Source organism: Pseudomonas sp. BF-RE-22 (assembly GCF_019956155.1).
Classification (GTDB): Bacteria; Pseudomonadota; Gammaproteobacteria; order Pseudomonadales; family Pseudomonadaceae; genus Aquipseudomonas; species Aquipseudomonas migulae.
Genome location: NZ_JAHBDD010000009.1, coordinates 12,207 through 39,031, shown reverse-complemented (window position 1 = coordinate 39,031; position 26,825 = coordinate 12,207). Strand labels below are relative to the sequence as shown.

General features: G+C 57.7%; 17 protein-coding genes and 1 tRNA gene. 5 read left to right on the top strand and 13 right to left on the bottom strand.

The annotated features are described in order from the left end of the window. Positions 1-165: 165 nt before the first annotated feature. The gene (locus tag KGA82_RS05785) at positions 166-1,422 is read left to right on the top strand and encodes an OprD family porin (RefSeq protein ID WP_223449913.1); all 1,257 of its coding nucleotides are present in this window, start codon (positions 166-168) and stop codon (positions 1,420-1,422) included. A gap of 65 nt (positions 1,423-1,487) precedes the next feature. On the opposite strand, the gene KGA82_RS05780 is transcribed toward KGA82_RS05785, so the two are convergent. The 3 genes from KGA82_RS05780 to KGA82_RS05770 form a co-directional block, all read right to left on the bottom strand. Then, positions 1,488-1,952 carry a RidA family protein gene (locus KGA82_RS05780; protein WP_192227020.1) on the bottom strand — a complete coding sequence of 155 codons (465 nt, stop codon included), beginning with the start codon at positions 1,950-1,952 and terminating at the stop codon, positions 1,488-1,490. 79 nt (positions 1,953-2,031) lie between these two features. Then, on the bottom strand, positions 2,032-2,781 hold the full coding sequence (locus tag KGA82_RS05775; RefSeq protein ID WP_223449912.1) for a creatininase family protein: 750 nt from the start codon (positions 2,779-2,781) through the stop codon (positions 2,032-2,034). A 62-nt stretch (positions 2,782-2,843) separates the two neighbouring features. Continuing rightward, entirely contained in the window at positions 2,844-4,157 is a 1,314-nt protein-coding gene (locus tag KGA82_RS05770) for an MFS transporter (RefSeq protein WP_008037095.1), read from the bottom strand. 138 nt (positions 4,158-4,295) lie between these two features. Here KGA82_RS05770 and KGA82_RS05765 point away from each other — a divergent pair, with 138 nt between their 5' ends. Beyond that, the gene (locus tag KGA82_RS05765) at positions 4,296-5,234 is read left to right on the top strand and encodes a LysR family transcriptional regulator (RefSeq protein ID WP_223449911.1); all 939 of its coding nucleotides are present in this window, start codon (positions 4,296-4,298) and stop codon (positions 5,232-5,234) included. Positions 5,235-5,459: 225 nt separating this feature from the next. Next, positions 5,460-6,521, top strand: coding sequence for a hypothetical protein (locus KGA82_RS05760; protein ID WP_223449910.1), 1,062 nt, complete (start codon positions 5,460-5,462; stop codon positions 6,519-6,521). A 248-nt stretch (positions 6,522-6,769) separates the two neighbouring features. Here KGA82_RS05760 and KGA82_RS05755 read toward each other — a convergent pair whose 3' ends face one another. From KGA82_RS05755 to KGA82_RS05710, 10 genes are all read right to left on the bottom strand, one after another. Then, entirely contained in the window at positions 6,770-7,225 is a 456-nt protein-coding gene (locus KGA82_RS05755) for a DUF6911 family protein (RefSeq protein WP_223449909.1), read from the bottom strand. Positions 7,226-7,865: 640 nt separating this feature from the next. Then, complete coding sequence (locus tag KGA82_RS05750; RefSeq protein ID WP_223449908.1) at positions 7,866-8,252, bottom strand: DUF5376 domain-containing protein; 387 nt, start codon at positions 8,250-8,252, stop codon at positions 7,866-7,868. Positions 8,253-8,260: 8 nt separating this feature from the next. Beyond that, positions 8,261-17,419 (bottom strand): hemagglutinin repeat-containing protein, encoded by a 9,159-nt coding sequence (locus tag KGA82_RS05745; RefSeq protein WP_223449907.1) that lies wholly within the window; start codon positions 17,417-17,419, stop codon positions 8,261-8,263. A gap of 27 nt (positions 17,420-17,446) precedes the next feature. Then, positions 17,447-19,165, bottom strand: a complete 1,719-nt coding sequence (locus KGA82_RS05740; RefSeq protein WP_223449906.1) for a ShlB/FhaC/HecB family hemolysin secretion/activation protein — start codon at positions 19,163-19,165, stop codon at positions 17,447-17,449. A 276-nt stretch (positions 19,166-19,441) separates the two neighbouring features. Then, positions 19,442-19,517 (bottom strand) — tRNA-Gly (locus KGA82_RS05735). A gap of 67 nt (positions 19,518-19,584) precedes the next feature. After that, positions 19,585-20,142 (bottom strand): CDP-diacylglycerol--glycerol-3-phosphate 3-phosphatidyltransferase, encoded by a 558-nt coding sequence (pgsA, locus tag KGA82_RS05730; protein ID WP_008029556.1) that lies wholly within the window; start codon positions 20,140-20,142, stop codon positions 19,585-19,587. 32 nt (positions 20,143-20,174) lie between these two features. Continuing rightward, the gene (gene uvrC, locus KGA82_RS05725; protein WP_223449905.1) at positions 20,175-21,998 is read right to left on the bottom strand and encodes an excinuclease ABC subunit UvrC; all 1,824 of its coding nucleotides are present in this window, start codon (positions 21,996-21,998) and stop codon (positions 20,175-20,177) included. A 2-nt stretch (positions 21,999-22,000) separates the two neighbouring features. Next, on the bottom strand, positions 22,001-22,642 hold the full coding sequence (gene uvrY / locus KGA82_RS05720; RefSeq protein WP_008015884.1) for a UvrY/SirA/GacA family response regulator transcription factor: 642 nt from the start codon (positions 22,640-22,642) through the stop codon (positions 22,001-22,003). A gap of 126 nt (positions 22,643-22,768) precedes the next feature. Next, a complete protein-coding gene (locus KGA82_RS05715; RefSeq protein WP_223449900.1) occupies positions 22,769-23,212 on the bottom strand; it encodes a GNAT family N-acetyltransferase in 444 nt (147 codons plus the stop codon). Continuing rightward, positions 23,212-23,970: a carbon-nitrogen hydrolase family protein gene (locus KGA82_RS05710; protein WP_223449899.1), complete on the bottom strand. Its 759-nt coding sequence runs from the start codon at positions 23,968-23,970 to the stop codon at positions 23,212-23,214. Before KGA82_RS05710 ends, KGA82_RS05715 begins: the two co-directional genes overlap by 1 nt. A gap of 627 nt (positions 23,971-24,597) precedes the next feature. Between KGA82_RS05710 and KGA82_RS05705 the strand changes: the two genes are divergently transcribed. Both KGA82_RS05705 and KGA82_RS05700 read left to right on the top strand, forming a co-directional pair. Further along, the gene (locus KGA82_RS05705) at positions 24,598-25,671 is read left to right on the top strand and encodes a 3-deoxy-7-phosphoheptulonate synthase (RefSeq protein ID WP_223449897.1); all 1,074 of its coding nucleotides are present in this window, start codon (positions 24,598-24,600) and stop codon (positions 25,669-25,671) included. Positions 25,672-25,896: 225 nt separating this feature from the next. Beyond that, positions 25,897-26,778, top strand: coding sequence for an esterase/lipase family protein (locus KGA82_RS05700; RefSeq protein WP_223435702.1), 882 nt, complete (start codon positions 25,897-25,899; stop codon positions 26,776-26,778). The last annotated feature ends 47 nt before the right edge of the window (positions 26,779-26,825 follow it).

Here is a 26,825-nt window from a genome sequence, read left to right as displayed (position 1 = left end):
AAAGTTGCTCTTGCTGCCATTGGTCAATGGAGCGAGCATCGCTGTCGACACCGGAGCGGCTGCGAGCGCCACATCCTGCCGGCTGTCTTACCTCCCCCGCACGCGCACAAGCCCCGACAGAGGGCCTACGGGAGAGTCATGTCTAATAAAAACAAGAGTTAAATTATGACCAGAGACAAAGGCAAACTGTGTGTACTGCTGTTTACCGGGGCTGGCGCCAACCTTGCCCAAGCCGCCGACAGCGGATTCGTCGAACAGTCCACCGCTACCCTGCAAACCCGAAACTATTTTTTCAGCAGAGACTTCTCCGATATCCGAGGCTCGGAAAAATCGATGGCTCAGGAATGGGCTCAAGGGTTCATCCTCAACTTCAAGTCCGGCTACACGCCCGGGCCGGTAGGATTCGGCCTGGATGCCATCGGCAAATTCGGCATCAAGCTCGACAGCAGCCCGGACCGGGTCAACTCGGGGTTATTGCCGGTCAAGGACGATGGCCATGCCGCGGACAATTATGGTCGTCTCGGGTTGGCGGCGAAGATGCGCGTTTCCAAAACCGAGCTGAAGGTCGGTGAACTGCAACCCAACCTGCCGACACTGGTCTTCAGCGACATCCGCTTGCTGCCCCCGGCCTATCAGGGTGCGAGCATTACCAGCAGTGAAATCCCCGGCCTGACGCTGCAAGCCGGTCATTTGACCTCCACGACCCTGCGCAATGAAGCCGGCGAGAGCAAACTCCAGGCGTTGCTGGGCAACAAGCCGCAACGGCAAGTGTCGAGTGATGCCTTCAACTACGTGGGCGGCGATTACGCGTTCAACAGTAACCGCACCACCGTGAGTGCCTGGCATTCCCGACTGGAAGATATCTACGAGCAAAACTTCTTCGGTTTGAAACACAGTGTGCCGGTGGGCAGTTGGGTGCTGGGCGCCAATCTTGGTTACTACGACGCTCAGGAAGAAGGTCGCAAACTGGTGGGCAAGGTCGACAACCAGTCCTTCTTCTCGCTGTTATCGGCCAAGCTCGGTGGTCATACGTTCTATGCCGGTTACCAGAGCATGTACGGCGACAGCCCCTTTCCTCGCGTGTTTCTCAATGTCAGTGCCCTTGGCAACGAACTGCCGACCTACGAGTTCGTCTCCACCCATGAGCGCTCCTTTCAACTGCGCTATGACTATGACTTCGCGGCCCTCGGTGTGCCTGGCCTGCTAGCCAGCACACGTTATGTCACCGGCGACAATGTGAAGACGGGGATGGGCTATGAAGGCAAAGATCGGGAGCGTGACCTCGACCTCAGTTACACCTTCCAGGCAGCCCCCTTGAAAGGCCTCGGCGTGCGAGTGCGCAATGCGGTGGCGCGCTCCAACTACCGCACGGATATCAACGAGAACCGACTGATCATCAGCTACACGTGGACGCTGTTCTGATTGCTAAAAACAAGTGTGGGGGCGAATCACTTCGCCCCCACATTGGTTTTACTGTTACCCGGCCTTCAACTGACTTCCACGGTCATCTCGATTTCGACACAGGCGCCCAACGGAATCTGTGCCACGCCGAATGCCGAGCGCGCGTGCTTTCCCTTATCCCCAAACACCTCGGCCAGCAGCTCCGAGGCACCGTTCGTGACCAGATGCTGCTCGGTGAAACTGGACGTTGAATTCACCAGGCTCAGCACTTTGACAATCCGCGTGACCCGATTCAGATCGCCAAGATGAGCCTGCAGCGTCGCCAACAGATCGATGGCGGTCAAACGTGCGGCCACATAGCCCTCCTCTGTCGTCAGCGTTTCGCCCAGCTTTCCTGCCCAGACTTTGCCGTCTTGCTTCGCGATATGGCCGGACAGGTAAACGACATTGCCACTCTGCGCACTCATTACATAGGCTGCTGCAGGAGCGCCGGTGGTGGGCAACTCGATACCGAGGTCTTTCAGGCGGGTATAAACATCATGTTCAATCATGGGTTTTCCTCGAATAGAACGTGCCAACGCCCGGAACTTCCGGGCGCTGGGCAAGTTGAAAAACGGTTGATCCGGTTGTTTAGCCGGGTATCGATTCGCGGCTGAAGGCGTCGACTTCCTGCACCAGGCTCTGCGCTGCCATCATCACCAGAGCGCGGCCTTTGTCCGGGGTGGCCAGGGACGGATCCGAGCCCATGCGGCCATCCGGATGGCGTGCGCGGAAATCCAGCGCTTCGCGAATCGGCCCCCACGGCGCGATCTGCGGCGAGTACCCGGCGGTTTTGATGGAATCCGGGTAGGCCCATTGGGTCACGGCAATCTCGGACGGCGTGGCATGAATGCCGTGCCCCTCAGGAAACTGCTCCCGCGCCAACTCACCGATTCCCTCCAGATCCCACCAATTACACAACTTCAGCGCGAACCCCGCAGGGCGTCGAGCGAAGCTTGCTTCGGCGTAGAGCTCCGAGAACGCCGCTTCAATCGATGCGACGTTGCCACCGTGGCCATTGAGGAAGAGGATTCTTTCAAACCCGTGGGCGGCCAACGAACGCACCCAGTCGCCAATGGCCGCAATGAACGTCGAAGGACGAAGTGAAATGGTCCCGTGGAATCCAAGATGGTGCTGGGCCATGCCGATGTTGAAAGTCGGCGCAATCAGGATGTCTGCCGACTTCTGCGCTTCGCACGCAATGATTTCGGGGCACATCCAGTCGGTCCCCAAAAGGCCGGTCGGACCGTGTTGTTCATTGGAGCCGATCGGGATCACGATGGTGCGGCTGCGTTCAAGGAATTGCCCGATCTCGGCCCAGGTCGATAGGTGTAAAAGCATGTGGGTTCTCTCTTTAAAAGGGTTCCTTTCGGAACACGATTGATCAAGTGGGAGGCGGTTGATCAACCCGCGCTGAATTCAGAAACCGGGCGCTCACGCGGTTGCCGTTTGGTGGCAAGGATCACGAACGCTGCACACAGGAAGACGCAACCCACAACGACGATGCCGAGATTGGCGCTGCCGGTTGCCGTTTTTGCCCAGCCAATCACCGCAGGCCCCCAGAAGCCGCCGGAAAGACCGATGGTGTTGATCAAGGCGATGCCTCCCGCCGCCGCATCACCCTTGATGTGCTCGGAGGGCATCGCCCATAACACGGTGTAGGCCATGAACATCATGGCGGTCGCCACGGTCAGCAGAACCAGCGACGCCATCAGGTTGCCGTCGGCAAAGGGATACATGAGCAACAGGATGGCGCCAATGCCCGCAGGGACTGCGCAGTGGTAGCGTCGTTCGCCGACCCGGTCGGACCGACGCCCTATCCAGTACATGCCGCATGCCGCCGCGACATAGGGAATTGCGGCATACCAACCCAGCTGCATGGTGTCGTTGACGCCCTGGGCCTTGAGGATTGCCGGCAGCCAGAAACTCATGGCGTAGATCGAGAAGATGATGCAGAAATAGGCTGACGCGAGAATGTAGATTTTCGGGTCGCGCAACACCGCCCGGAACGAATGGGCTCGCCCCGACGATGTACCGAGTTCACTCTCCAGCAGTGTCCTTTCTTCAACACTCAGCCATCGGGCCTCCGAGGGCCGGTTGGAGAGTACGAAATAGGTCAGGATGCCGAGGAACACGCAAGGCAGACCTTCAATCAAAAACATCCATTGCCAGCCGGCCAGGCCACCAACACCTTCGAACGTGGTGATCAGCCAGGCAGACAGCGGACCACCGATAATGCCGCCAATGGGACCGGCAATAAACACGATCGCAATGGCCCGCGCCATGCGCTTCGGGCCGTACCAGCAAGACAGGTAATAGATCATGCCGGGGGCAAAACCGGCTTCGAATACACCCAGCAGAAAACGCATCGCATAAAACATCGGCACGTTGCGCACAAAGAGCATGCAGGCCGATGTGATGCCCCAACACACCAGAATGCGGCTGAAGGTTTTTCGCGCCCCCACCTTCGGCAACATCAGGTTGCTCGGCAACTCAAACAGCACGTACCCCAGAAAGAAAATACCGGCGCCCGCTCCGTAGGCCGCATCGGACAGTCCGAGATCATTTTGCATCTGCAGCTTGGCGAAGCCGACGTTGATCCGGTCCAGATACGCAAAGACGTAGCAAATGAACAGGAGTGGCAACAGCCGCCAATTGAGCTTGCGGTAAAGGGCAGAAACGGCATCACTGCTTGCCGGTGTCAGTAAGGTTGACATGCGAGTCTCCAATTATTCTTGTTGGTCTGCGTTCGTGCCAAAGAATGTTGCACCGGCACCGCAGGCCCAGCAAGAGCAACTAAGTTCGTGTATCGTTGCCCTACAGGCAACACAAACTTTCTGGCGGGAGGGCCCGGGATGCGCGAGATCAACCAACAACGGCTGCGGTATTTTCATGAAGTGCTGGTCCACGGCTCGATTCGTGGCGCGGCGGACAGCATCAATACGTCGCCCTCCGTTATCACGCGCCAGATCAAGCTGCTGGAAGAGGAACTGGGCGCAAAACTGTTCGAGCGCCAGGCTCGCGGCGTGCAACCCACCGAGGCAGCGGCGCACTTGCTGGAGTTCTGGCGCGGTTATCGATCACACCAGGAGAAACTCGAAGACCAGCTTCAAGCGATCAAGGGCCTGCAGCAAGGTCAGGTGCGAGTCGTCATCAGTGAGGGCTATGTCGATGCCTTGGTCGACAACGTGCTCGCCCCCTTCTGCAAACAGTACCCCAAGCTCGATGTCAGGCTGGACATTCTTCCCGTCGACGACGTGCTGAACGAAGTCGCCGAAAACCGTGCGCACATCGGCCTTGCCTACAATCCGCCGCCGCATTCGCAAATCGATTACCGCGCGACGTCATCGCAGCCAGTGATGCTGTTGGTTCGCCCTGATCATCCGTTGGCAGTGCGAGGGGGAACGGCAACCGTCGAGGACATACTCACCTGCCGACTGGTGCTAACGCCCCCCACATTCGGCATTGGTCATGCGATCAAGATGCTTGAGTACGCCGAGAAAATCGAAATCCGCCCGGCACTGGTCAGCAACTCCCTCGCCGCACTCAAGCGCCTGGTGGCCTCCGGAGATTTCACCTCGTTACTCGGCGAATTTGCTGCCTATCGGGAAATCGAACAAGGCAGCCTCGCGGCGGTACTGATCGACCATCCGCTGTTTCTGGGCGTGGAGGCGAAACTGCTGGTGAAGTCCGGCCGACCGCTGGCCGCTCCGGCTCAGGAGTTGCTGAACTGGATGTTGCAGCGCTTGCCGATGTTTGGGGCGGGTGACGGAATCAGATTGGTTTCTCGGTGATCTCAGCGTGGGTTGTTGATCGGCCAGAAGCGGACGACCTGAACTTACTCCGCTAATGGCAGTGAATTCTGACCATAGCGCCATGTCAGGCCTCCACCAGATCTATACCAGTATGCTTTGGGCGGGTCGAAACCATGGGACGCAGAGGACTCACCTACATCCTTGAATTATGACGGCCCTGTGCCATCATCCTCCTCACATCCAATCCGAACAGGGAAGGTCACGATGCGCATCTCCCATGCATCAGTGTTAGTCATAGGCGTCGCGACTCTCAGCGGCTGCGCTCTGTTTTCCCCCTACACACCGGTCGCAGAGCGATTCTGTACGGAACCGGAGCCTCTTCCAGGATCTGGCCGCGCAGAGTCATGTCACTTCAGCAAAACATTCGAGTTCAATGCTCAAAGCACCGCTTACTTTTCTTCAGGGTCTACGGTAGCTCTGGCTGGGGTGCTCGGTTTGGGGGCCTATAAGTCCATTGTTGCCAGCAGCGGCCATCAGTTTGTTGCACTGGCAGCTGGCGGTGGCGCACTTTATGGAACAGGTCTGGCGCTCTATAAACCTACCCGCGAACAAATATGGATGGGAGGTTCCGCAGCCCTTTCCTGCCTGGATAACTTCTACCGCGACCTCGACCCTGCTGTAGGAACCTACTATTTCAATAAACTGACAGCAGTTCAGAAACAAGCGATTGAAGTAGACTACTTAAGAGTTCTGGGCCTGACAGAGATGTACGATGATCAATACAAAGCAAACGTCCGGAGCTTGGCCAACTCCATAAACCGACTTATTAGCACGCTACAACCTACTGCTGCGGAGTCTTATTCAGCAGTCTCCGGCGCAATTGGAGATGCCACAGACGACATAGATAAAGGCCAATTTAAATCGAAATTAGCCCCTGACACCCAAGCGATCTCTGAGGATGCTAGAAGACTGAGCATATGGATGTCCGGCGCAATAAATCGCCACAAGGACATAACGGACAATCACTTGAAACCACAGTGCGCCATATTCAGCTCTGACTTCGTGATTGCGGACTTCCCTTCAGACGGGAAATTAACAATCAAAAAGGATACCAAGAAGCAATACACCATCCTTGATGGCTCTGGATTCTTCAACATCAAGAAGTCACCAGACTCGACAAATGTAGTCGCAAAATTTGTGTCAGAAAACAAAGTCAGACTGATTATTATCGAGGGAAAGGCGGTCACCACAGAACCGATCTTTGTCACATTCATAGACTCAGAAACGGGAATCTCACGAACTTTAGAGGTAACAGTTGAACAGTAACAATTTAACAAAATACCGAGCGCAAACAAAACCAAGTTTGCGCTTTGTACTACCCTAGCACCTCTTCCCTGGGCGTAGAGTAGTTAGCTAAAAAATTAATCGGGGACAGACCACAATTAAATCGAAGGAGCACCACTCCACTCTCATGAAAAGCGTGCCCCCCATTTACCTCAACATTGTCGCCTGCCTCGTATTACTTCGAGCGTTTTTCTCACATCTAAGCAAGAGACATAAGCGAGTATGAAAGACTAAGGTTTCGGATCCCACTGTGAGCGCATTTGCAGTAATCCTGTAGGCATATCACCATAGTCAAACAATTCCTTGAACGTAGCCTGTGCAACAGCAAGGTCAGAACATACCGTACGTGCATCCCAGTCGTCGTCACCAAAGCGAACGAACCCTCGAAATGGCGAATCCCCCTCCTCCCACCACTCTAAAAGCTCCGTTTTAGGGTCAAGTGATTTCATCAATACAACCAATCTATATTGTCCCGGCAGAGACTTCATACATAGCTCATTTATAAAGGAATGGCTTTTCCCGAGCACCCTCAAGTAGACGAACCCACCATTCTTAAATGCATTTTCAAGTGCTACGCTAACTCTTTCCCAAGCTGGTGCTTCTGTGATTTGTGCAGGCGGGCGCATTGAGTTATCTAGCGCACATAACTCCAACACAACTTTTTCATCATTTTCGCTATCAATCATTCTTTCCACCCTGATCCGCGCACCCATTCGTAGACTCTACCTTTAACTGTATCAACGACCTTAAGGCCATTTAATCCGGCACGGTCGGCTGCTGCAGTCAGGTTACTTTTGCAGAAAGAACAAACTTCCTCCCCTCGCACCACAATCGTCATGGTTTGACCTCGTGTCAGGCCAGAATCAAAAAACTAATCGGGGACAGACCACGATTAAATCGAAGAAGAGCTACTTCATCCTCATGAAAACGTGATCCGCCCCCATTTAACTCGAAAGTTTATTCGACCTAAGAAAAAACATAATTTCTTCCTATTTTCTTTCATTTCGGCCAATCAAAATATGCTTTAGAAAATGTGGTCTATCCCAATTATCCATGGCATCACAAAAACGTGGTCTGTCCCCGTTTCCCCGCGTGGCTGAACTATGACAATTTGAGCACGATCATGTTTTACAATCGACACCATACGCACCGGAAGAACGACAATTGAGGCTTGCCACTCATCAGTATTGGCGTCACCTCCAAAGGAGTTAGCGTTTGCTGATGGGTCTATTTGTTTTTTTAATTAATCATAACTCTCAACGCCGGCAAGCACATTACAACCTAACACCTACCAAAGCTTTCTTGAATCATTGCATTTTTTAACTCTTACAAATTGACTTCCGTTACCACACCTGGTTCCGAGGGCATTTGAATAAAATTAATCCACGCCAGCAAAGCCACTTCAAACGACTCTATATCTAGCAGCTCGATATAATTTTCATCATAGAGGGAATATATTTTAACCTGCGCTTTTGTCAGCTCAGCGCCCCAAGCATCCCTACTCCAGTCTGCACAAGGTATGTTCGAACTCCTGACATTGCTTATCCGAGTCAAACCCTCTTTCAGCCACGGCGTAGTATCCAGAAAACAAATTCCGCCATCATCATTTAACAAGCAAGCGAGCAGGCTGACTCCATCTTCATTGAGGATGCTAGACCTGCAATATGGGGAAAGCCCACCACCTGAGTCTTCCCATGAGAAATATAGTTTCACTAAGCCCCCTAAAGCTTTGGATAGACAGTTGTATTGGGAGTCAAATAACCTTCGACCCGCACACCGCTGGAAGTGGTGCCAGACCATTTATTACCTACTACAGTTTTATTCTTGAATGCTCCATCAACTTCAACTTTTATGCGATCCGCAGTCCATGAGTCGGGGAACATTGTGGAGAAACCGCCATTGTTCGTTTTAGCCAAAAACTGCCCTGGATTTGCGGGATCCGCCACCTGGATTCTAGCCGTATAAACACCCTGCGCATTGGGCGACGAGGCTGTTCCAGGGACCACTCTAACATCCCCGGTCGCTGTAGAATGTCCACCTACGACATTCCCGTTAGGCTTTACTTCAGCTTTGATTATGTGACCATCGAAATCAATCGGAGCAGTAACTTTACTTACAGACAGTGAAGCTTGTGCATTTAGATCCGCTGTGCCCTTTGTCCCCCCCTTAAAATAATCAGGAGGCAAATCACAAGGCCCAGTATTGTGTACCCAGGTCTTGAGCTCGCCGACGTAGAACGTATGCCCCACATCGACCGTCAGATTGTATGTTTTGCCCTCGGGCAGGTACAGCTCAAGCGATTCGACTTCGGACGAGGTGTTTTCCGTGTCGCCATCAGCCAGTGACTGCAGCAAGTCGCCCGGCTTCAGATCGATGACGGGAATGAAGTCACGTTTGGCCGGTACGTAGAAGGGGTGGCTCGGCGTAACCAGCAGGGTTTCGCCTTCAGCTGCGTCGGTGCCACGAACATTTTTGAGCTTGAGGCGGTAGATCGGCTGATCCGAACGCTGATGTGTTGCCAGAATGGCAGCAGCGAACGGCTTGCCCCCTTTCTCAGGCTTGCTCCAGACAACATCTCCCACCTTGAGCGACTCAATAGCGCGATCGCCTTGCGGTGTAGAAACTTTCGTACCCGCTGCAAAGCAGCAAGGCCCCTTCGTTGCTGGCGTTCCCGCTGGGCCTTTTGGAACCTGATCTTTACCACCCGCCACAGTGATATGTGAATTACCTTTCCCCGGCACCTTCCCTGGCAGCACTCCTGTGAAGATGCTGGTAATCAGCTCACCGCCACCAATCAGAAAACGATCGTCCGCCTCCTTAGAATCAAGAGGCCTCTCCTCAAGCCCCTCCGCCACCATTCGACTGATGTCAGCCTGCAGCTTACCTATGTTCTTCGAAATCGTTTGACCGGTTTCCGTCCCGGCAAGCGCCTGCATCACAACAAATTGAGCGACACCTTTCGGCCCTTGAGCGACGGCCATTACATACCCTACGGCCTCCTGGCTCCCAGGATGCTCATCGATATAGGCCTGGACCGCGGACAACTGACGATTAAGCTTTTGAAGAGCTTTAAGCTCAGGCTCAGTCACCGTCGTCGTCTCCAAGGTCACTTCGCCTGGATTTGGAATGTATTTATCCGACGCAACAACATCCTGAATATCCTTGATAACCTTAGGTTCGATCCCATTCATCCTGGCCAAATTGGCAAGAACACCGTCGATGAACGCAGGATCGCCCATCATCGCCATGGCCTCTTTACGGCTCTTGCCTGACAGGAGAAGCGCTTCCAGAGTACTTTCGGCCAGGTCCTTGCCTGCCGTAGCTTGAGCGCGGGCATCCATGGGACGGCCCAGAATGTTGTCCACGCGATTGACCACGACGTTCAGCGCCGAAGCGGCTCTGTTGAAGTTGGCCAGTGCGGTCTGGTTATAGTTGAGGAACGCTTCGGTCCATTGCTGCACGGTTACAACAGGGTGCAGTACCGCGTTAATGGAAGAATCACTGGCATACAGATCGGTACGCTCTTCTTCATCCTTGGTGATCTCATACGATTTGCTCACATCACGGTTCAGCCCAGCCGTGGAGTCAGCGCCGGTCTGCGCGTCATTGCGCACCACGATCTGGCCTGCGCCGACGGTGGCCCGCACGATTTGCTCGCGATCTTTCTCGTAGTTCCAGCCTTCAACGCTCCAGCCCGTCTTGCCTTCCTTGCCTTTCCCTACTTGGCTGCCGTCCTGCACGGTGCCGCCACTGCCGTAGGTGCCGCCGACGTTCAAGTAGTAACCGTGCTCTTTATCCTTCCCGGCGATGTCGCTGAAGCCCAACGTGCCGGTGTCCAGCTTCAGGTTGCCGTTGTCGGCAGCAATCACCGCCCCGTCGATCTGGGTGTGGTTTTCGGTGCGGATATCGACTTTGCTTTTGCCGGTGATGCTGGTTTGTTCTTCAACCCAGTTGGTCTTGCCGGTGGTCTGGCCGTAACCGACCGAGCCACTGACACCGACGAAGGAGCCGGTGGCACTGATGTCGAACTCTTTGCCCTTGACCTTGCCGGTATCGGCTACCGAGGAAACATTGAGGTCGCCGCCAACACGACCGACCACTTCATCGCCCCGCAGAGTAGCGCCCGCGATGTTGGTGTCCTGGCCACTGGTGAAGCCCAGGCGGTTACCGGCGTAGAGGTACGCCTCTTGTTGACGTTCGCCTTCGCGTTCCAGATTGCCCTTGCCGAGGCTGACGCTGACATAAACGCCTACCCCCTGGGAGCCGAAGGTGAGGCCGGCTTCGCCGCCGCCGTTGTGGCGGTTGTTTTCAACATTGCTGTCGTTCTGCGCCGAGCGGATGTTCAGTTCGTTGCCGGCATTCAGATCGATATCACGGTCTGCCTTGACCTGGGTGCCGATCAGGTTCAGGTCGTTGCTGGCCTTGAGGTTGATATCGCGTCCGGCGCCCAGTTGCGTGACCGTTGCCGATCCTTGGGCGCTGTCGCCACTGGCAGTGCCGTAGCTGCCACCGACACCAATCTTGATGCCGCCACTGGTGCCGCCGTGGATGCCGCTCCAGCTCTCGGTGTTTTGGGTTTCCTCACTGACACCGCCCTTGGCAACATCGAAGGTCACATCACGGCCTTTGACGTTGATGTCGCGCCCGGCATCCAGCCGGCTGCCCTTGACCACGACATCATTGTTGGCATTCAGGTTGAGGTCGTGGCCGGCATTGAGGGTCGAGGACCTGTTGGTCTGCTCGACAACCTGCTGGCTGTTGCTTTGCTTGCTGTTACCGAACTTGGCGTCGCCCGTCGGCCCCGATAGGAACTGGCCAATCGCATCGACTCCCTTAAGGACACTGGAGCCTTGGCTGACGCCGTTCTCGCCTTTTCCGACCCCATTCACGGCATCCTTGGTCTTGCCGTAGTTGTGGTTGAGGGTGGCCGTCAGACCATTGCGCTCGGCTTCGCGCTGCTGCTCGGTCAACAGGGTTTCCCGCGCGGCGTCGATCCGGATATCACGGCCGGCGGTCAGGTTGATGTCGTTGTCGGCCTTCAGGTCGGAGCCGATCTGGTTGATATCGCGCACGGCCTTGACCGTCAGGTCTTGCCCGGCGCTGATCTGGCTGGCGGCGGCCGTCTGCTGTTCGACGCGGTTTTTTGCTTTGTTGCTGTCGGCTCCGGCGAAGAAGCTGACGCCGTTGGCATCGCTGGAGACCCCAATGCCGACCTGCTTGTTCTTCGACCAGTCCTGCTCAGCCGTGGTGTTCTGCGCCGCGACCACATTGACGTCACGCCCGGCATCCAGGCTGACGTTACGCCCCGCGCTAATGCCGCTGCCCACCACATTGATATCGCGTTCAGCCTTCAAGGTTGCATCGCGATCCGCAGACACATGGCTGCCGACACTGGTGCTGCTTTGTGCCTGACGCCCCGACTCCTTGGCCGAGGAAACGGAGAGGAACCCGTCCGAAGTAGAGAGCCCGACCTTTTTCTTGTACTGCTCGCTGCGGCTATAGGCCGTGTCGTTGGCCGAGACCAGGTTGATATCGCCCGTGTCGTTGACCAGTCCGGCCCGCATTTCAACATCGTTGCCGGCACTGGCTTTACTGGCACGGAGCCGGATGTCATTGCCGGCGGCCACCACCACATCGTTGCCCGCCTCAAGCTGGCTGCCGACTTGTGTCGCCGTGGTCGTCAGCTGACTCTTGCCACTCTTGGACAGGCCCATGAAGCCGGATTTGGTTTTCTTGCTGTACGAGCCATGCTCCTCAACGCCAGACAATATGGCCACATCGCCAGTGGCGCCGATCATCAGGTCTTCACCGGCCTTGAGTTGGCTACCAATCACGGTGACATCGCGACCACCGTTGATGCTCATGCTGCCATCGGCTTTTCGAGTGGTGTTGAGGGTCAGGTTCTGACCCGCTTCCACCACCGACGCGATGTTGGTGCTGTCATAGCTTTCGCTCTGTTTGCTCTTGCTGCGACCGAAGGAGCCTTTGCTCTTCTTCGAATAGAACGAAGCACTTTCATCCTTGGCGGAGAGCACGTTGATATCGCCCGCCGCATCCAGCGCGACGTTTTGTGTGGCCTTCACATTACTGGCCACCAGCGTCAGATCCTGGCCGGCCTTGATCGACAGATTTGCGCCCGCCTGCACGGTGGAGGATTGCTGGCGCACCTGGTCTTTGCTGCTTTGGACTTTCTTGCTCCTGGAGCTGTTATGACTTTCATTCGCGGCCGATTCGATGGCCACGTCTCGCCCGGCGTCGAGCGAAAGATCCTTCTGCGCGGCCACCGTACTGGCGACCACCTTGATGTCCTGGCCAGCGGTCGCAGTGAGGTTGCCGCCGACTGACACCTGGCTGCCGTATTGCGTGGTTTGGCTCTGGCTCCAACTGGTCTTCTTGTGTCGGCCTTCACTGCTGTTGACTTGCTCGGTCGAGACAATGTCCAGGTCGCGCCCGGCCTTGAGTGTTGCGTTGCCACCTGCTTGCAACACGCTGCCGCTGTTGCGGATGTCGTTGCCGGCGGTCAGGGACAGGGTATTGTCGGCTTCGATCCGCGCAGCGCTATTGAGGTAATCGTTGTGCTGAGTGCCGCCTGCGTACCGGGTATCTGTGCTGGTTCGCGAGCGCTCGTTGATGATGTCGCCCTGAGTGGCGACCAGACTGACATCCTTGCCCTTGAGGATTCCGCCCTGAGCGTTGCGAATGCTGTCGGTCGCGAGTAGCGACAGGCGCTCGTTGGCTTCCATCAACCCGTTGTTGCTGATGTTCTGGCCGCTGGCTTGCAGGTTGGCGCTGGCACGCAGCGTGCCCTGGTTCGCCAGGGTGCCGCCGGAAATCAGTGTCACGTCACTGCCCTGGATCAACGCCCCGTTGGGTGCCAGGCGATTGTTCGCCTGGGCCAGGTACAGAACCGGCACCAGGACCTTTTCGCCGCGAACCTCCTGTTCCTCCATCCATACGATGTCATGGGTCAGGGCCGCCACCTGGGCCGAACTCAAGGCAATGCCGGGAGACAGGTTCAGGGTGGTTTTGCTGGCGATGGCGTTGTCCATCAAATAGCGGAACATCGCTTCGTCGCTGTTCAGGCCGGCAATGAAACGTTGGCCGGTGCGCGCGATCACCGCCTCACGAATAAGGCGCTGTTCATAGAGGCCATCACCGAGGCGACGTTGGGTCTGGTCGCTGGTGACGCCGATGCGGCTGAGCAAGTAGTCGGAGTTGATGAAGCCATTGAGGCTGGCAAACGCCGGATTGGTTTCGATCAGGTACTTGTGCTGCGGATTGCTGTTGAACTGGAACAGACCCTTTTGCCCTGTGGGCAGGCTGAAGCCCGGCAGGGACAATGGGTTAACCGCCTGCTGACGCAGGTCTGGAGTCAGTTGCGCATTGAACTGCGCCAGGGTCTGGGTGGACGTATCGACCGCGGTCGCGGCGACTCGATTGGCGCCAGCGGTGATCGATTCGCCTGGGCGGATAGAGCCATTCACCACCTGTTGAGTGCCGGTGGCATTGACCTTGCCGGCGCTCTGAATGATGGCCAATGAGGCATCGACCGCCCCGGAGGTCTGGGTTGTGCTGGAACCTGTGACACTACCCAGCGCGATGGAGGAAAACGGCATCGCTGCCGGGTTGTAGCTGGCGGATGCCGGGTCGTTATAGGCGTTGTACTTCGCAATGTTGTCGTAGAAGGTGTAGTAGGAGTCCTCGTCCTTGGTGTAAATCACGTAGGCCGCGTAACGTTGCTCGCCGCCCCCGGCGCCAAGGTTATTCAGGGTCTGACTGTCGAGGGTGATATCGCCACCCGCCGAGACACTGCTGAAGTGGTTGTCAAAACTGCCGCCGGTGAATTTGAGTTCCGCACCGGAAATCAGATTGGCCCGCGCCGAGTCTTCAGTGACTTTTGTGCCATAGGTTTCAGTGACGCTGTAATAAGCCTCGCAATGTTTGCCCTTGCAATTGTCGGTAAAGGCCAGGGTGAGCTGACCCGAGGTTAGCGCCGGGATAAAAGCGAATTTTTCCTTGCGGTTGATCAGGCGGTTTGCCAGCAACTGCATGCCATGGGCGCTTTCGATGGTGCCTGAGATGTTCTCGATCAAGCTCGCAGGACGATTGTTTTCATCAGCGATGTCCAGTCGACCCAGGCTGTAGATATCGCCTTTGTTGTTGGTCACGCTGTTGGCCTGGAGGGCCATGTCGGCGCCGCTGAAAATCAGCCCGCCCTCGTTGACCAGCGTCGGCGTTTCAATACGCAAGGCGCTGCCTGCACCCAGAGTGCCGCGGTTGGTCAGGCTGGCCACCTTCAACAGCAGGTCACCGGTGGCAGTCAGGCTGCCCTGGTTCAGCAGTTGGCTGCCGAGGTTAAAGTCGGCCTTGCCGCCACTGCGTATTTGCGCGTCCTGGCCCAGATCGGCACTGGCAGCGGCGAGGGTCATTTTGCCCTGGCTCTTGAGGATGCCGTTGCCCCGATAAGTGCCGCTCAGGATCAGCTTCAGGTCACCCTGGGTTTCCAGGCTGCCGTCGTTGATCCAATTGCTCCCGCTGGCCTCGACGCCGTCGACGGAAATCAGTTTGCCGCTGGCTGTCTGGGTAAAGGTGCCGACCTTGAGGGCGAGTTTTTGTGCCTGGATCAGGCTGGTGTTGCTCCAGTCGGCCAGGTCCAGGTTGAGTTGGCTGTTGGTGATGAAGCTGCCCCCGGCGGCGCCGGTATCCGCCAGTGACAGGTCAAACCCGTTCGTGCCTAGGTGGCGGACGGTGCCTTGCTGGTTGCTCAGGCTTGCACTGTCGAGGGCAAACCGATCATTGCCGACTTCCACCAGGCCATTGTCGTTATTGAACTGGCCGCCAATCTTGAACCGGCTTTTACCTTGGGTCCCCAATGCGCGCAATTTGCCATTGAGGTTAGTCAGCCTGCCGGCATCGATGCCAAGCGTTTCACCAGCCTCGATCAGACCATTGCCGTTATCCAGCGCACCGTTCAACGTCAGACCGATGTTCTTGCCGCTCAGATTGCCTTGATAGTTCTTCAAGCTGCCGGCATCGACCGTCAACTGTTGTCCGGCGCTGAGTTCACCTGCGTTATTGAGGATTTCTCCGCGCTTGAGCTCCAGATTGCCGGTGGTGGCAACCAGGTGACCTCGATCGTTGGTAAGGCGCGTCGTGCTGGTGACTTCAACATTCTCGGCACGCGCGTCGCCCTGAGTGTTGTCAAAGGTGGCGCTGCTGGTCTTGAGCTTGCCGCCCTGTGCATTGAGCTTGCCTTGCTGGTTGCGCAGATCATCGGCGACCAGCGTCATGGCGCCCGCACCGGTCAATACCTTGCCGTCGCGGTTGTCGAGCACCTGGGTCGCCGTTGCCTTCAGTTCGCCGGTGTTGGCCTGCAGAGTGCCGGCGCGGTTATCCAGGTTCTTCGCGTTCAGGGTCAAGCCCTCGGCCTTACTGAGGATCAGTCCTTTATCGCGGTTGTCCACCGTATCGCTGACAGTCACCGACAGCGCCTGATTGCTGGCGAAAGTGCCGCCACGGTTATCCAGCCTGCCACCTTCCAGACTCAGCACTTGCTGGCCGATCACCTTGCCGCCACGGTTATCCAGCACGCCGGCCTTGAGGGTCGCGGTGCCGTCGGCGACGAGCTCGGCGTTGCGGTTATCGAGTTGTTGCAGGTCCGTCGCCAGCGTGCCCTGGGCGTTGACCTTGCCCTGATTACTCAGGCTGCCGCCCTGAATTTGCAGGTGACTGGCGCGGTTGACGCTGCCGTCTGCCTTGAGGCCGGCATTGAGATTGCCGCGATTAGTGATCTGCTGACCTTCGACGTGCACGTTACGGGCGGCGGTCAGGCTGCTGTCGATGTCGAGACTTCCCGCCGCGACGACTTTCGCGTCCCGGGCGGCATAAACGGTATTGGTGAGTGCGACTTCTCGGGCATTGAGCTTGACGTCGCCCTGGGTGGCTTCTGCACGGGCCAGGGTCAGTTTGCCGTTGGCATCAATCTGCAGATCACCCGCGCTGGCGGCCACATCGCCAGCGAGTTTCACCCCGACCCCGGACTCGGTGCCCACCAGTTTGATAGCCCCGGCGTACATGCCGCCCAGGGCCGAAGAGTCGATGGCCAGTTGCGGTGCCGAACCGGCGGCTGGTGCCTTGGCCTTCGCCGCCAGCGTGCCCGCATCGACTTCGTTGCGACCGGTGACAATTGCCAATTGCTGCGCATGTAACTCAGCGTTGATCCTGGCGCTGCGCGTGATCAATTCAAACTGGCTGACGTTGCTCGCATTGAGGCCGCGACCTTCAATGGCGATCGCACCGCCCTCCACGTCGTAGCGGGCGAGTCGACCGTTTTCAAGAATGGGCCGTCCGGTACTGAGCGTGACTTTGGGCGTATTGATAAAGCCGCAACCATCACAGCTGATGCCGTGAGGGTTGGCGAGGATGACGTGGGCACCCTGCCCGGCTACTTCGGTGTAGCCCCTGAGCTGGCTGGGGCTGCCGCCATTGACCTCGTTGAGGATGACGGTGGCCGCGCGACCGTTGAGGTTGCTGTTGCCGATGATGTAACCACCCAACTGGGTGCTCTGCAGATTGTTCGTGGCGTTGTTGAGGATCACGCCCTGCTGTCCGACGTTGAAGTCGCTGAACTGGTTATGGGACAGGCCGGTGCCATTGGGCGTGGCAATGTTCACCACAGGGACGCCGTTGGCCGCCTGCCCCACCGTGGTCGCACTGCCATTCACGACGATGCCGTCAGCCTGGGCCAGCATCGGTTGCCAGAACATCGCGTTGGCGAGGATGAACGCCAACCCACGCTTGGGCAGCCCACAGAACGACTCACGCGATTGCAGGGCAGCCGAAGGCTGGCGGGCCAAAAAGGCGAGTTGGCGAACGTCCATGTCGTGTATCTCAGGTAAACAGCAGAGTTAAAGAAAGAAATCCAGACGGAAGTAGATCGGTGCTTCACGCTCGCTCAGCGCTTCTGGCCGCTCAAGGGAGTGGGCGAAAGTGACGCTGGCGGCCAGGTGCTGGCCCCGGGCGAAAAGCTCCAGGGAGTTGCTCGACATCCGACCGTGCTGCTCCGCGTTGTAGCGATCGTTACGGATCACACCGACGTCATAACCCAGGCCGGTTCCATATTCCGTGAGCAGCGGACGCAGCCAGGCCCACGTCACCGGGCGGCTCCAGCGCAGGTCGTTACGCCAGTAACCGCCGCTGTCGCCGGTCAGGGTCTGGTCCTTGTAACCACGGATCGAGGACTGGCTACCGAGGCTCATGCGTTGAGGGCTGAACAGCACGTCTTCACTGCGCTGGCCGGTGATCAGGCTGCTGAACACCAAGGATTCATCCCACAGTTTGAAGGGTTGCAGGTAACTGATAGTCGCGGTGTATTTGCGGTAGCGGGCGTCAGGTGTGAGGTTGCCGAAAGCATCGCGACGCTGGTTCTCACGCTGAGCGTCGAATGCGCCGATGCCGTTCTGCATACCCAGATCGACGTTGACGAACGCACTGCCGATGCGCCGGCCATGGTTTATCCCAAACTGCGCCTCACTCAGCCGATTGCTGCTGACTGCCAGTTTGCTGTCTTCGATAAAGTTGTTCGTGCGCAGATAGGCCAGGCCGGTGTTGAGGGACGTCTTGCTCACCGAGTCGCGGTGGATCACCCGTTCCAGGCGCAGCTGATGATTCTGGCTGTCGCCGGTCTGCTTGAAGTCAAACCCGCTGGCCTGGGCCACAGAGCGGTACTCACTCTGGCTGTAGGCATAGCTGAGGTTCCACCAGCCGAACGGCAGGTTGTAATAAAGCAAGGCATTGTTCGAGGTTTTCTGATGATCGCTGATTGCGTCATGGCCGCCGCGCAGCATCAGTTGATCGGCCAATCCCAGGGGGCTGTCCCATTCAAACGAAGTACCCCACTGTTGTTCGCCGGTACTTTTCTGGCCGTCATTACTGCGCGACAACCCGACGCGCCAGGGTTTTTGCGGCGTGTTCGTGACCAGTACTTCACTGCCGCCCACCTTCTGTCCGGGGGCCAGTTCCATCTTGGCCTGGTTCGACGGCAATCGATTGATCTGGTCTAACAGCTGTTCGATTTCCCGCAAGTTGAGCAGATCACCGGTCTTGCCAGGAAAAGCCATGGCCAGCTCGCGCTCTGACAGCTGGCTGCCCTGCGCGCCTTGCATACCTTCGAGCCGCCCCTCTACGACCAGCACCTTCAAATGCCCGCCGGACAAATCCTGCTGCGGCAAGTAGGCGCGGCTGGTGACCAGGCCTTTTTCGATGTAGTGGTCGGTGATGACTTTCAGCAATTGATTGAGTTGAGCGACACCCAGGCATTGGCCCATGTAAGGCTTGAGCAAGTGCTCGCGCTGACCGGCGGAAAGGCTGTCGGCACCTTTGAGCTCAATGTTCTTGATGGGGAAGCAACGGGTATCGGCAGGCGCCGCTTGTTGCGCAGGCGTGGCTTCCTTGCCGGGCAAATCCTTGAGTTCTTCAAGACGACGACGCTGCTCGTCCAGCAAGCGATCTTGACGCTCGCGGATTAGGTCGGTTTCACCGGGTGTCGGGGCAGCAAGGGTAGTATTCAGTGGAGAAAGGCACAGCAAAGCCAGGCACAACCTCGCCACGAGGGCGGGTGGGTACATGTTCGATCCCTCGATACGGCGGGTGATGGCAAAATAGCGGCGCGATACTAAATGGCCACTATTCTGGCGTCAACTTTCCTTTGTCCATATAACCATCACCCGCGCCGCGTAATGAGCAACCGACCGTTGCATGCCGAATTCAAACTGCCCTTCGCGTCGGTGCCGACACCGAAAAACAGGCACAAAAAAAGAGGCCTGAGCCTCTTTTTCGAAGATGAAATGACAAATCGCGCACAAAAAAAAGCGCCACTCATTGAGTGGCGCTTTTTTTGTATTTGGAGCGGGAAACGAGACTCGAACTCGCGACCCCGACCTTGGCAAGGTCGTGCTCTACCAACTGAGCTATTCCCGCGTCTTGGTGGTGCGCATTTTATAGAATCCAGAAGCTCCGTCAACCCCTTGATTCAAAAAAGTTTTATTTATTTTTCCACATCGGTCTTCAGATGCGGCCAGGCAGCCCGCAGGTATTGAACCATGGACCACAATGTCAGGCCCGCAGAGATCATCAGCAAGGCGTAACCCACCAGGACCCAGAACGTGAAGTCCGACGGATTGGCCAGCAGGATCACCAGCGCCAACATCTGCGCGGCGGTTTTCCATTTGCCCAGGTTCGACACGGCGACGTGAGCGCGAGCGCCGAGCTCGGCCATCCACTCGCGCAGTGCCGATACCACGATCTCGCGACCAATGATCACGGCAGCCGGCAGCGTGAGCCACAAATTACCGTGTTCCTGCACCAGCAGCACCAACGCCACGGCGACCATCAGCTTGTCGGCCACCGGATCGAGGAATGCCCCGAACGGCGTACTTTGCTCCAGACGACGAGCCAGGTATCCGTCCAGCCAGTCTGTGGCGGCGGCAAACGCGAAGACCGAAGCGGACGCCAGGTAGCTCCATTGGTAAGGCAGGTAGAACAGTAAAATGAAGATCGGGATAAGCAGGACGCGTAGAACGGTAATCAGATTAGGGATATTCATCGGCACAACTGGCTACGAGGTGAGGGGGCATTCTACTCGCTGTGCAGATTTGCATAAATCAACTCTGCGAGCTTTTTACTGATCCCGGGTGCTTTGGCGATCTCTTCGATGCTGGCACGAGACAGCTCCTGCAATCCACCAAAATGTTTCAACAAATCGCGCCGACGGGTCGGACCCACCCCGGCTACACCCTCAAGCGTAGACGTACGGCGCGTTTTGCCACGGCGGGCACGGTGTCCGGTAATTGCAAATCGGTGGGCTTCATCGCGGATCTGCTGGATCAAATGTAGTGCCGGAGAATCGCCACGCAAGGTAAATTCGTGGGCGGCGTCATTGAGGTACAAGGTTTCGAAACCGGCCTTGCGCGTCGCCCCCTTGGCCACGCCCAGCAGAATCAGGTCGGGCACCGCCAGCTCATTGAGCACATCGCGCGCCATGGACAACTGCCCCTTGCCGCCGTCCACCAGCAGAATGTCCGGCAACTTGCCCTCCCCGTCCTTCAGTTTGCTGAAGCGTCGGGTCAGGGCCTGGTGCATCGCGGCGTAGTCATCGCCGGGCGTGACGCCTTCAATGTTGTAGCGCCGGTAATCGGACTTGATCGGGCCTTCGGGGCCGAACACCACGCAGGACGCCACGGTCGCTTCGCCGCTGGAGTGACTGATGTCGTAGCACTCGAGGCGCTGCGGCGGCTCATCCAGTTTCAGCACGTCGGCCAGGGCATCGAAACGTGCCGCAACGTGTTGGCGGTTGGCCAGGCGCGCGCCCAGAGCCTGCTCGGCATTGGTCACGGCCAATTGCTGCCAGCGTGCCCGCGTGCCACGAACCCTGTGACTGATGATCAGCTCACGACCGCGCAGCTCTTCGATGGCCGCGATCAGGGTCGGGAAGTCTTCGTGAACCACGTTGACGATCAGCTCGCTCGGCAAGTCGCGTTCGGGGCTGCTGACGAAGTACTGACCGAGAAACGCGGCCATGACTTCAGAGACGTCTTCCTCAATACCCACCTGCGGAAAGAAATTCTTGCTCCCCAGCACCCGTCCGCCGCGCACGCTGATCAAATGGACACAGGCACCGCCCGGATTGACGAACGCGGCGATGACGTCGACGTCACCGGTCCCGCCTTCCATGCTCTGTTGATCCTGGACCCGGCGCAGCAACGAGATCTGGTCGCGGAATTCGGCGGCACGCTCGAATTCGAGGTTGATCGCCGCCTCTTCCATGCCGGCAGACAATTCATCGGTCAGCGCATTGCTGCGCCCTTCGAGGAACATCACCGAGTGACGAACGTCCTCGGCGTAAACCTCGGGCTCCACCAGCCCCACGCACGGCGCCTTGCAGCGTTTGATCTGGTATTGCAGGCATGGGCGTGTGCGGTTCTTGTAGTAGCTGTCTTCGCACTGGCGAACGAAAAAGGTTTTTTGCAGCAGGCTCAGGCTTTCGCGAATCGCCCCGGCGCTGGGATAAGGGCCGAAATATTTGCCCTTGGCCTTTTTCGCCCCACGATGAATGCTCAGGCGCGGGAACTGACCGTCGGAAAGAAACACGTACGGGTAGGATTTGTCGTCGCGCAGCAGAATGTTGTAGGGCGGGCGCCATTCCTTGATCAGCGTCTGCTCAAGCAGCAAGGCTTCGGTTTCGTTGGCCGTGATCGTCGTTTCGACCTGGGCGATACGCGCCACCAGCGCAGCGGTCTTGGGCGCGAGGCCGGACTTGCGGAAGTAACTCGACAGACGATTCTTGAGATTCTTGGCCTTGCCGACGTAAAGCAGGCGCGCCTCGCTGTCGAACATGCGATAGACGCCGGGGCGTCCGCTGACCGTCGACAGGAAAGCACTCGGATCGAAGGTGTCAGTCATTTTCAGAGGCTGGCATCAACCATGCCGTGACGAACTGCCAACAGCGTCAATTCGACATCGCTGCTGATCGAAAGCTTTTCGAAAATTCGGTAACGGTAGGTGTTCACGGTTTTGGGCGACAGGCACAGTTTGTCGGAAATGATCTGGACCTTCTGGCAGCCGACAATCATCAGCGCGATCTGGATTTCCCGCTCCGACAGTGCGTCGAAGGGCGAATCGTTGGTCGGCTGAAAGGATTTGATCGCCAGTTGCTGGGCAATCTGCGGGCTGATGTAGCGTTGCCCGGCAAACACCAGGCGGATGGCCTGGACCATTTCCGGCAACCCGGCGCCTTTGGTCAGGTAGCCCGCGGCCCCGGCCTGCAACAAACGTGTAGGAAACGGATCTTCCTCGCACACGGTGACCGCGACGACCTTGATATCCGGATGACTGCGCAACAATTTGCGCGTGGCTTCAAGACCGCCGATACCCGGCATCTTGACGTCCATCAGCACCACATCGGGTTTCAACTCACGCGCCTTGAGCAGGGATTCTTCCCCGGACTCAGCCTGGCCGACTACTTGCAGGCCATCGATGTCAGCCAGCATTCGTGTAATGCCTGTACGAACGAGATCATGGTCATCGACTACTAGCACCCTAATCAAGCAGACACCTCGCGATATGGTCTTATTGAGTTGCCGACACCTTAGCAAAAAGCAACTGGCAGACCTAGCGGCAAGCGTCATATAAAAAGTTTCAATACATCTTGAAAGGCTTGTCTCATGCGTGTTTCAGCGATGCGAGGCATCGATATCGCGCTGCATTCTCAGGAAACACTCGTCTTTGCCGACCACTGCCAGGCCCTTTCGCTCGTATAACGCTTTCGCCGGATTATTTTCAAAAACCGTCAGGCGCAATGCCGGGCGTCGTTCCTTGCACGCCATTGCCAATACCTGATCGATCGCCCAGGAACCGGCGCCCTGCCCCCGGAACGCTTCGAGCACGTGTAACTCACGGATATACAAGGCCCTTGCATCCCGACTCAGGCTTACATAACCCAGCCGTACATCATCACGGACGATCAGCCAGTTTTCCCGCCCCGCCCAGGCCACATCAAAAGCCTCGTCCTGCCACAGCAGATCGTGCTGAATGTAGTAGCGGAGCATGGTTTTACAGGTCAGTTCACGAGCAAAGTCGAGGTCTTGCGATGTCGCAGGACGTAATTCGAATCCCATCAGGCCTCCGCGACGGCGACGACGCGCCCCGTCCAGCTGTCAGCATTACGGCGAGCAACGACCAGCAGATTGCCCGTGCCAGGTGCTGCAGCGATCAGCGAACCGTCCGATGCCCAGATGGCGCTGCGTCCCGCCGACTCCCACCCCCCCGTCGCACCGCCATGGTTGGCCATCAGCACCGCCATCGAATGTTTGACGGCATAGCCTTGCAACAACGCAGTATCGGGGGCGTAACCATTTTCGGTGATCAGCACGCCTGCGGCATACAGGTCGGCGCCCTGTTGCGCCGCTGCGGCCGCATGACTGGCGTGGGAAAAATCGGCGCACACCGCCAAGGCTATCGTATCGCCGCCGATGGTCAGGGGCGAACCGCCAGTGCCCGGCGCAAACGCGACTTCCTCGCCGGGATGCAGATGCTGCTTGCTGTAGACCCCGAGTGAACCATCGGCGCCCAGTACCAGCGCCCCAATCAACACCGGCGAATGCTCCGACAGACGAACAGGCATCCCGACTACGGTCGTTACGCCGACTTCCTGCGCAAAATCGCGCAACGGTTGCAGCACCGAATCCTCCGGCGCAATGGCCAGCTCAGCCGCCAGCCCGCGCTCGTACCCGGTCAAGGACAGTTCCGGAAACACCAGCAACTGCACGCCCTGCTCCGCCGCCACCTGCATGAAGCGTTGATGCCACGCAATATTGGCGGCCAGGTCTCCAGCGATGGAGATTGATTGAGCGGCGGCGATGGTCAGCGTCGTCATGGTTCGTCCTTGTGACGTTGTGTTTTTGTTTAAACGGCGAGTGTGTCACAACCGCCGACGCACTCAAGCGATAGAAAACGCCGCCAGCAACCAATAGCAATTTCTGATTGAATCCGTGTACCGGCCTCTAGTAAGCTCGGCGCATCCATCGGAGACAGACCATGTTCAACGCCCTCTCACAGCTTCGTTCCGCCAGCGCCCCGCGCTCGGTTGCGGCTGCCCGGGTGAATGTCGTTTGCGCTCCGGTCAGCTTTTATTTTGGGTATTGGTTTAGCCACTGGCGCGCCTGATACCCACACGGCGCCCACTTTAAACGGGTCGCCACCAGAGAATTCTCAACCCCCGGTCGGCCTCCCGACCGGGGGTTTTGTTTTTTCAGCCCCCACACTTTTTAGCAACAACACAGACATTTTGAGGATTCACGACATGAACTACGCCACTTATTACCGTCACGACAGTTTTACCGCCTGGCGATTTAGCAGCCTCCGCTCGGGACAGCCTGCCGCCTCCGATCGGTCACCCACAGGTGGCAAGCACACACACGCAGCCAATCCGGCCAATTGTCGAACACCCCAGTAGGGCCGAGCGCGCGGGAACGAACCCGCCGCCCGCCCAGGAAGCCTGAACATGAACTCGTCCGTCTCTGCTTTGCCGCTGTCCACCCTGAGCCCTGCCAATGAAGCGCTGACCTTGCGCCTGCCGAGCTCATTGCAACTCAAACAGCAACTGCCGCTCAGCAACGCCCTGACCCGGCAAGTCGCCGCCCACCGCGATGCGGTCCGCGCGATTCTCAACGGTGAAGACTCCCGTTTACTGGTCATCGTCGGTCCTTGCTCGATTCACGATCCGCAGTCTGCCCTCGAATACGCCAGTCACCTCGCCCGCCTCGCCGACGACGTCAGCGATGAAATGCTGCTGGTGATGCGCGCCTACGTCGAAAAACCCCGTACCACCGTCGGCTGGAAAGGCCTGGCCTACGATCCGCACCTGGACGGCAGTGACGACATGGCCGGTGGCCTGACCCTGTCACGGGAGCTGATGTGCGAAATGCTTCGACTCGGCCTGCCGATTGCCACCGAACTGCTGCAACCGATGGCCGCCGGGTACTTCGACGACCTGCTCAGCTGGGTCGCCATTGGCGCCCGCACCACCGAATCACAGATCCACCGGGAAATGGCCAGCGGCCTGAACATGCCGGTCGGCTTCAAGAACGGCACCGATGGTGGCGTCGGTGTTGCCAGTGACGCCATGCGCTCGGCCGCTCATCCGCATCGGCATTTCGGTGTCGACAGTCAGGGGCACCCCGCGATCATCCAGACGCCCGGCAATCCTGACACTCACCTGGTATTGCGCGGCGGTCATCGCGGCCCGAACTACGACCGCAACAGCGTCGCCCAGGTGAACAGCGACCTGACCAAACTGAAGATCCCGGCCCGGATCATGGTCGATTGCAGCCACGCCAACAGCGGCAAAGACCCGCTACGTCAACCGGCGGTGTTCAACGATGTGCTTGAGCAGCGTCTGCAAGGTGATCGCTCGTTGATCGGGATGATGATTGAGAGTCACCTGTTCGAAGGCTGCCAGCCGCTGAGTCCGTCGCTTCAGTACGGTGTATCGGTGACGGATGGCTGCCTTGGCTGGGAGGGGACCGAAACGTTGTTGCGTTCAGCGGCGGAACAGCTGAGAACCGCACGCGGCTGACAGGCAAATGACATTCCGGAGGTAGGTCATTGCAGAACTCTGCGCTACCTCCGATTAAAGGACGTCCGGACATTCCGAAAAGAGCCTCCTGCTGATTCGAATATTCGTACATTCCCTATTCCGTTTTCACCCATTCACAGCGGCTTTTTCATACATCGCGCAAACGTCCGAGTGCTTTAGAGTGAGCCCCGGACACATCACGAACTCCCGCGAAAAGGTATGAACATGCAACGGAATGCAAGCACCCTCCATCCCATCCTGTTGGTCCACGGCCTGTTTGGTTTCGATCGGATCGGCCCTTTCGAACTGTTCCATGACATCAAGCAAACCCTCAGGAGCGCCGGCGCCAGAGTGTTCATCCCACACCTGTCGGCTACCCATACCAATGAGGCGCGAGGTGACCAGCTTCTGGCACAGATCGAACGGGTGCTGGAAGGGACCGGTGCAGACAAGGTCAACCTGATCGGGCACAGCCAGGGAGCGCTGGCCGCCCGCTATGCCGCAGCGATAGCGCCGCAAATCGTTGCGTCGGTGACCTCGGTCAGCGGGCCCAACCATGGCTCGGAACTGGCGGATTTCCTGCGCAAGGCGCTGACGCCTGGACAGCTGCCGGAACAGGTCGCCGACACGGTGGCCACGTTGTTCGCTGACTTCCTGTCCTTGTTGAGTGGCGACCGCCACCTGCCGCAAAACGCGATCGCTGCGCTCAATGCCTTGACCACCGAAGGCGTCAGCGCATTTAACGAGAAGTACCCTCAAGGACTGCCGAAGACCTGGGGCGGCAAGGGCAGCGAGCGGGTTAACGGCGTCCGCTACTATTCCTGGAGCGGAACCCTGCAGGGCAACCTCCTCGATGAAGGGCTCAACGCACTTGACCCACTGAATGGGTGCTCCCGTGCTTTTGCCAGGTACTTCACCATCGAGGCCGAGCAAAACGACGGCATGGTCGGCCGCTTCAGCTCTCATCTGGGCAAGGTGATCCGCTCCGACTATCCGCTGGACCACCTGGACAGCATCAGCCAGACAGTCGGTCGGGTTCGCAAAGACATCGACCCGATTGACCTGTACGTGGAACATGCCGAACGTCTGCGCAAGGCGGGTCTGTGACCCGGGCGGAACTTTGAGGAGAAATAGCCTCCTGAATCCGGTAGGCT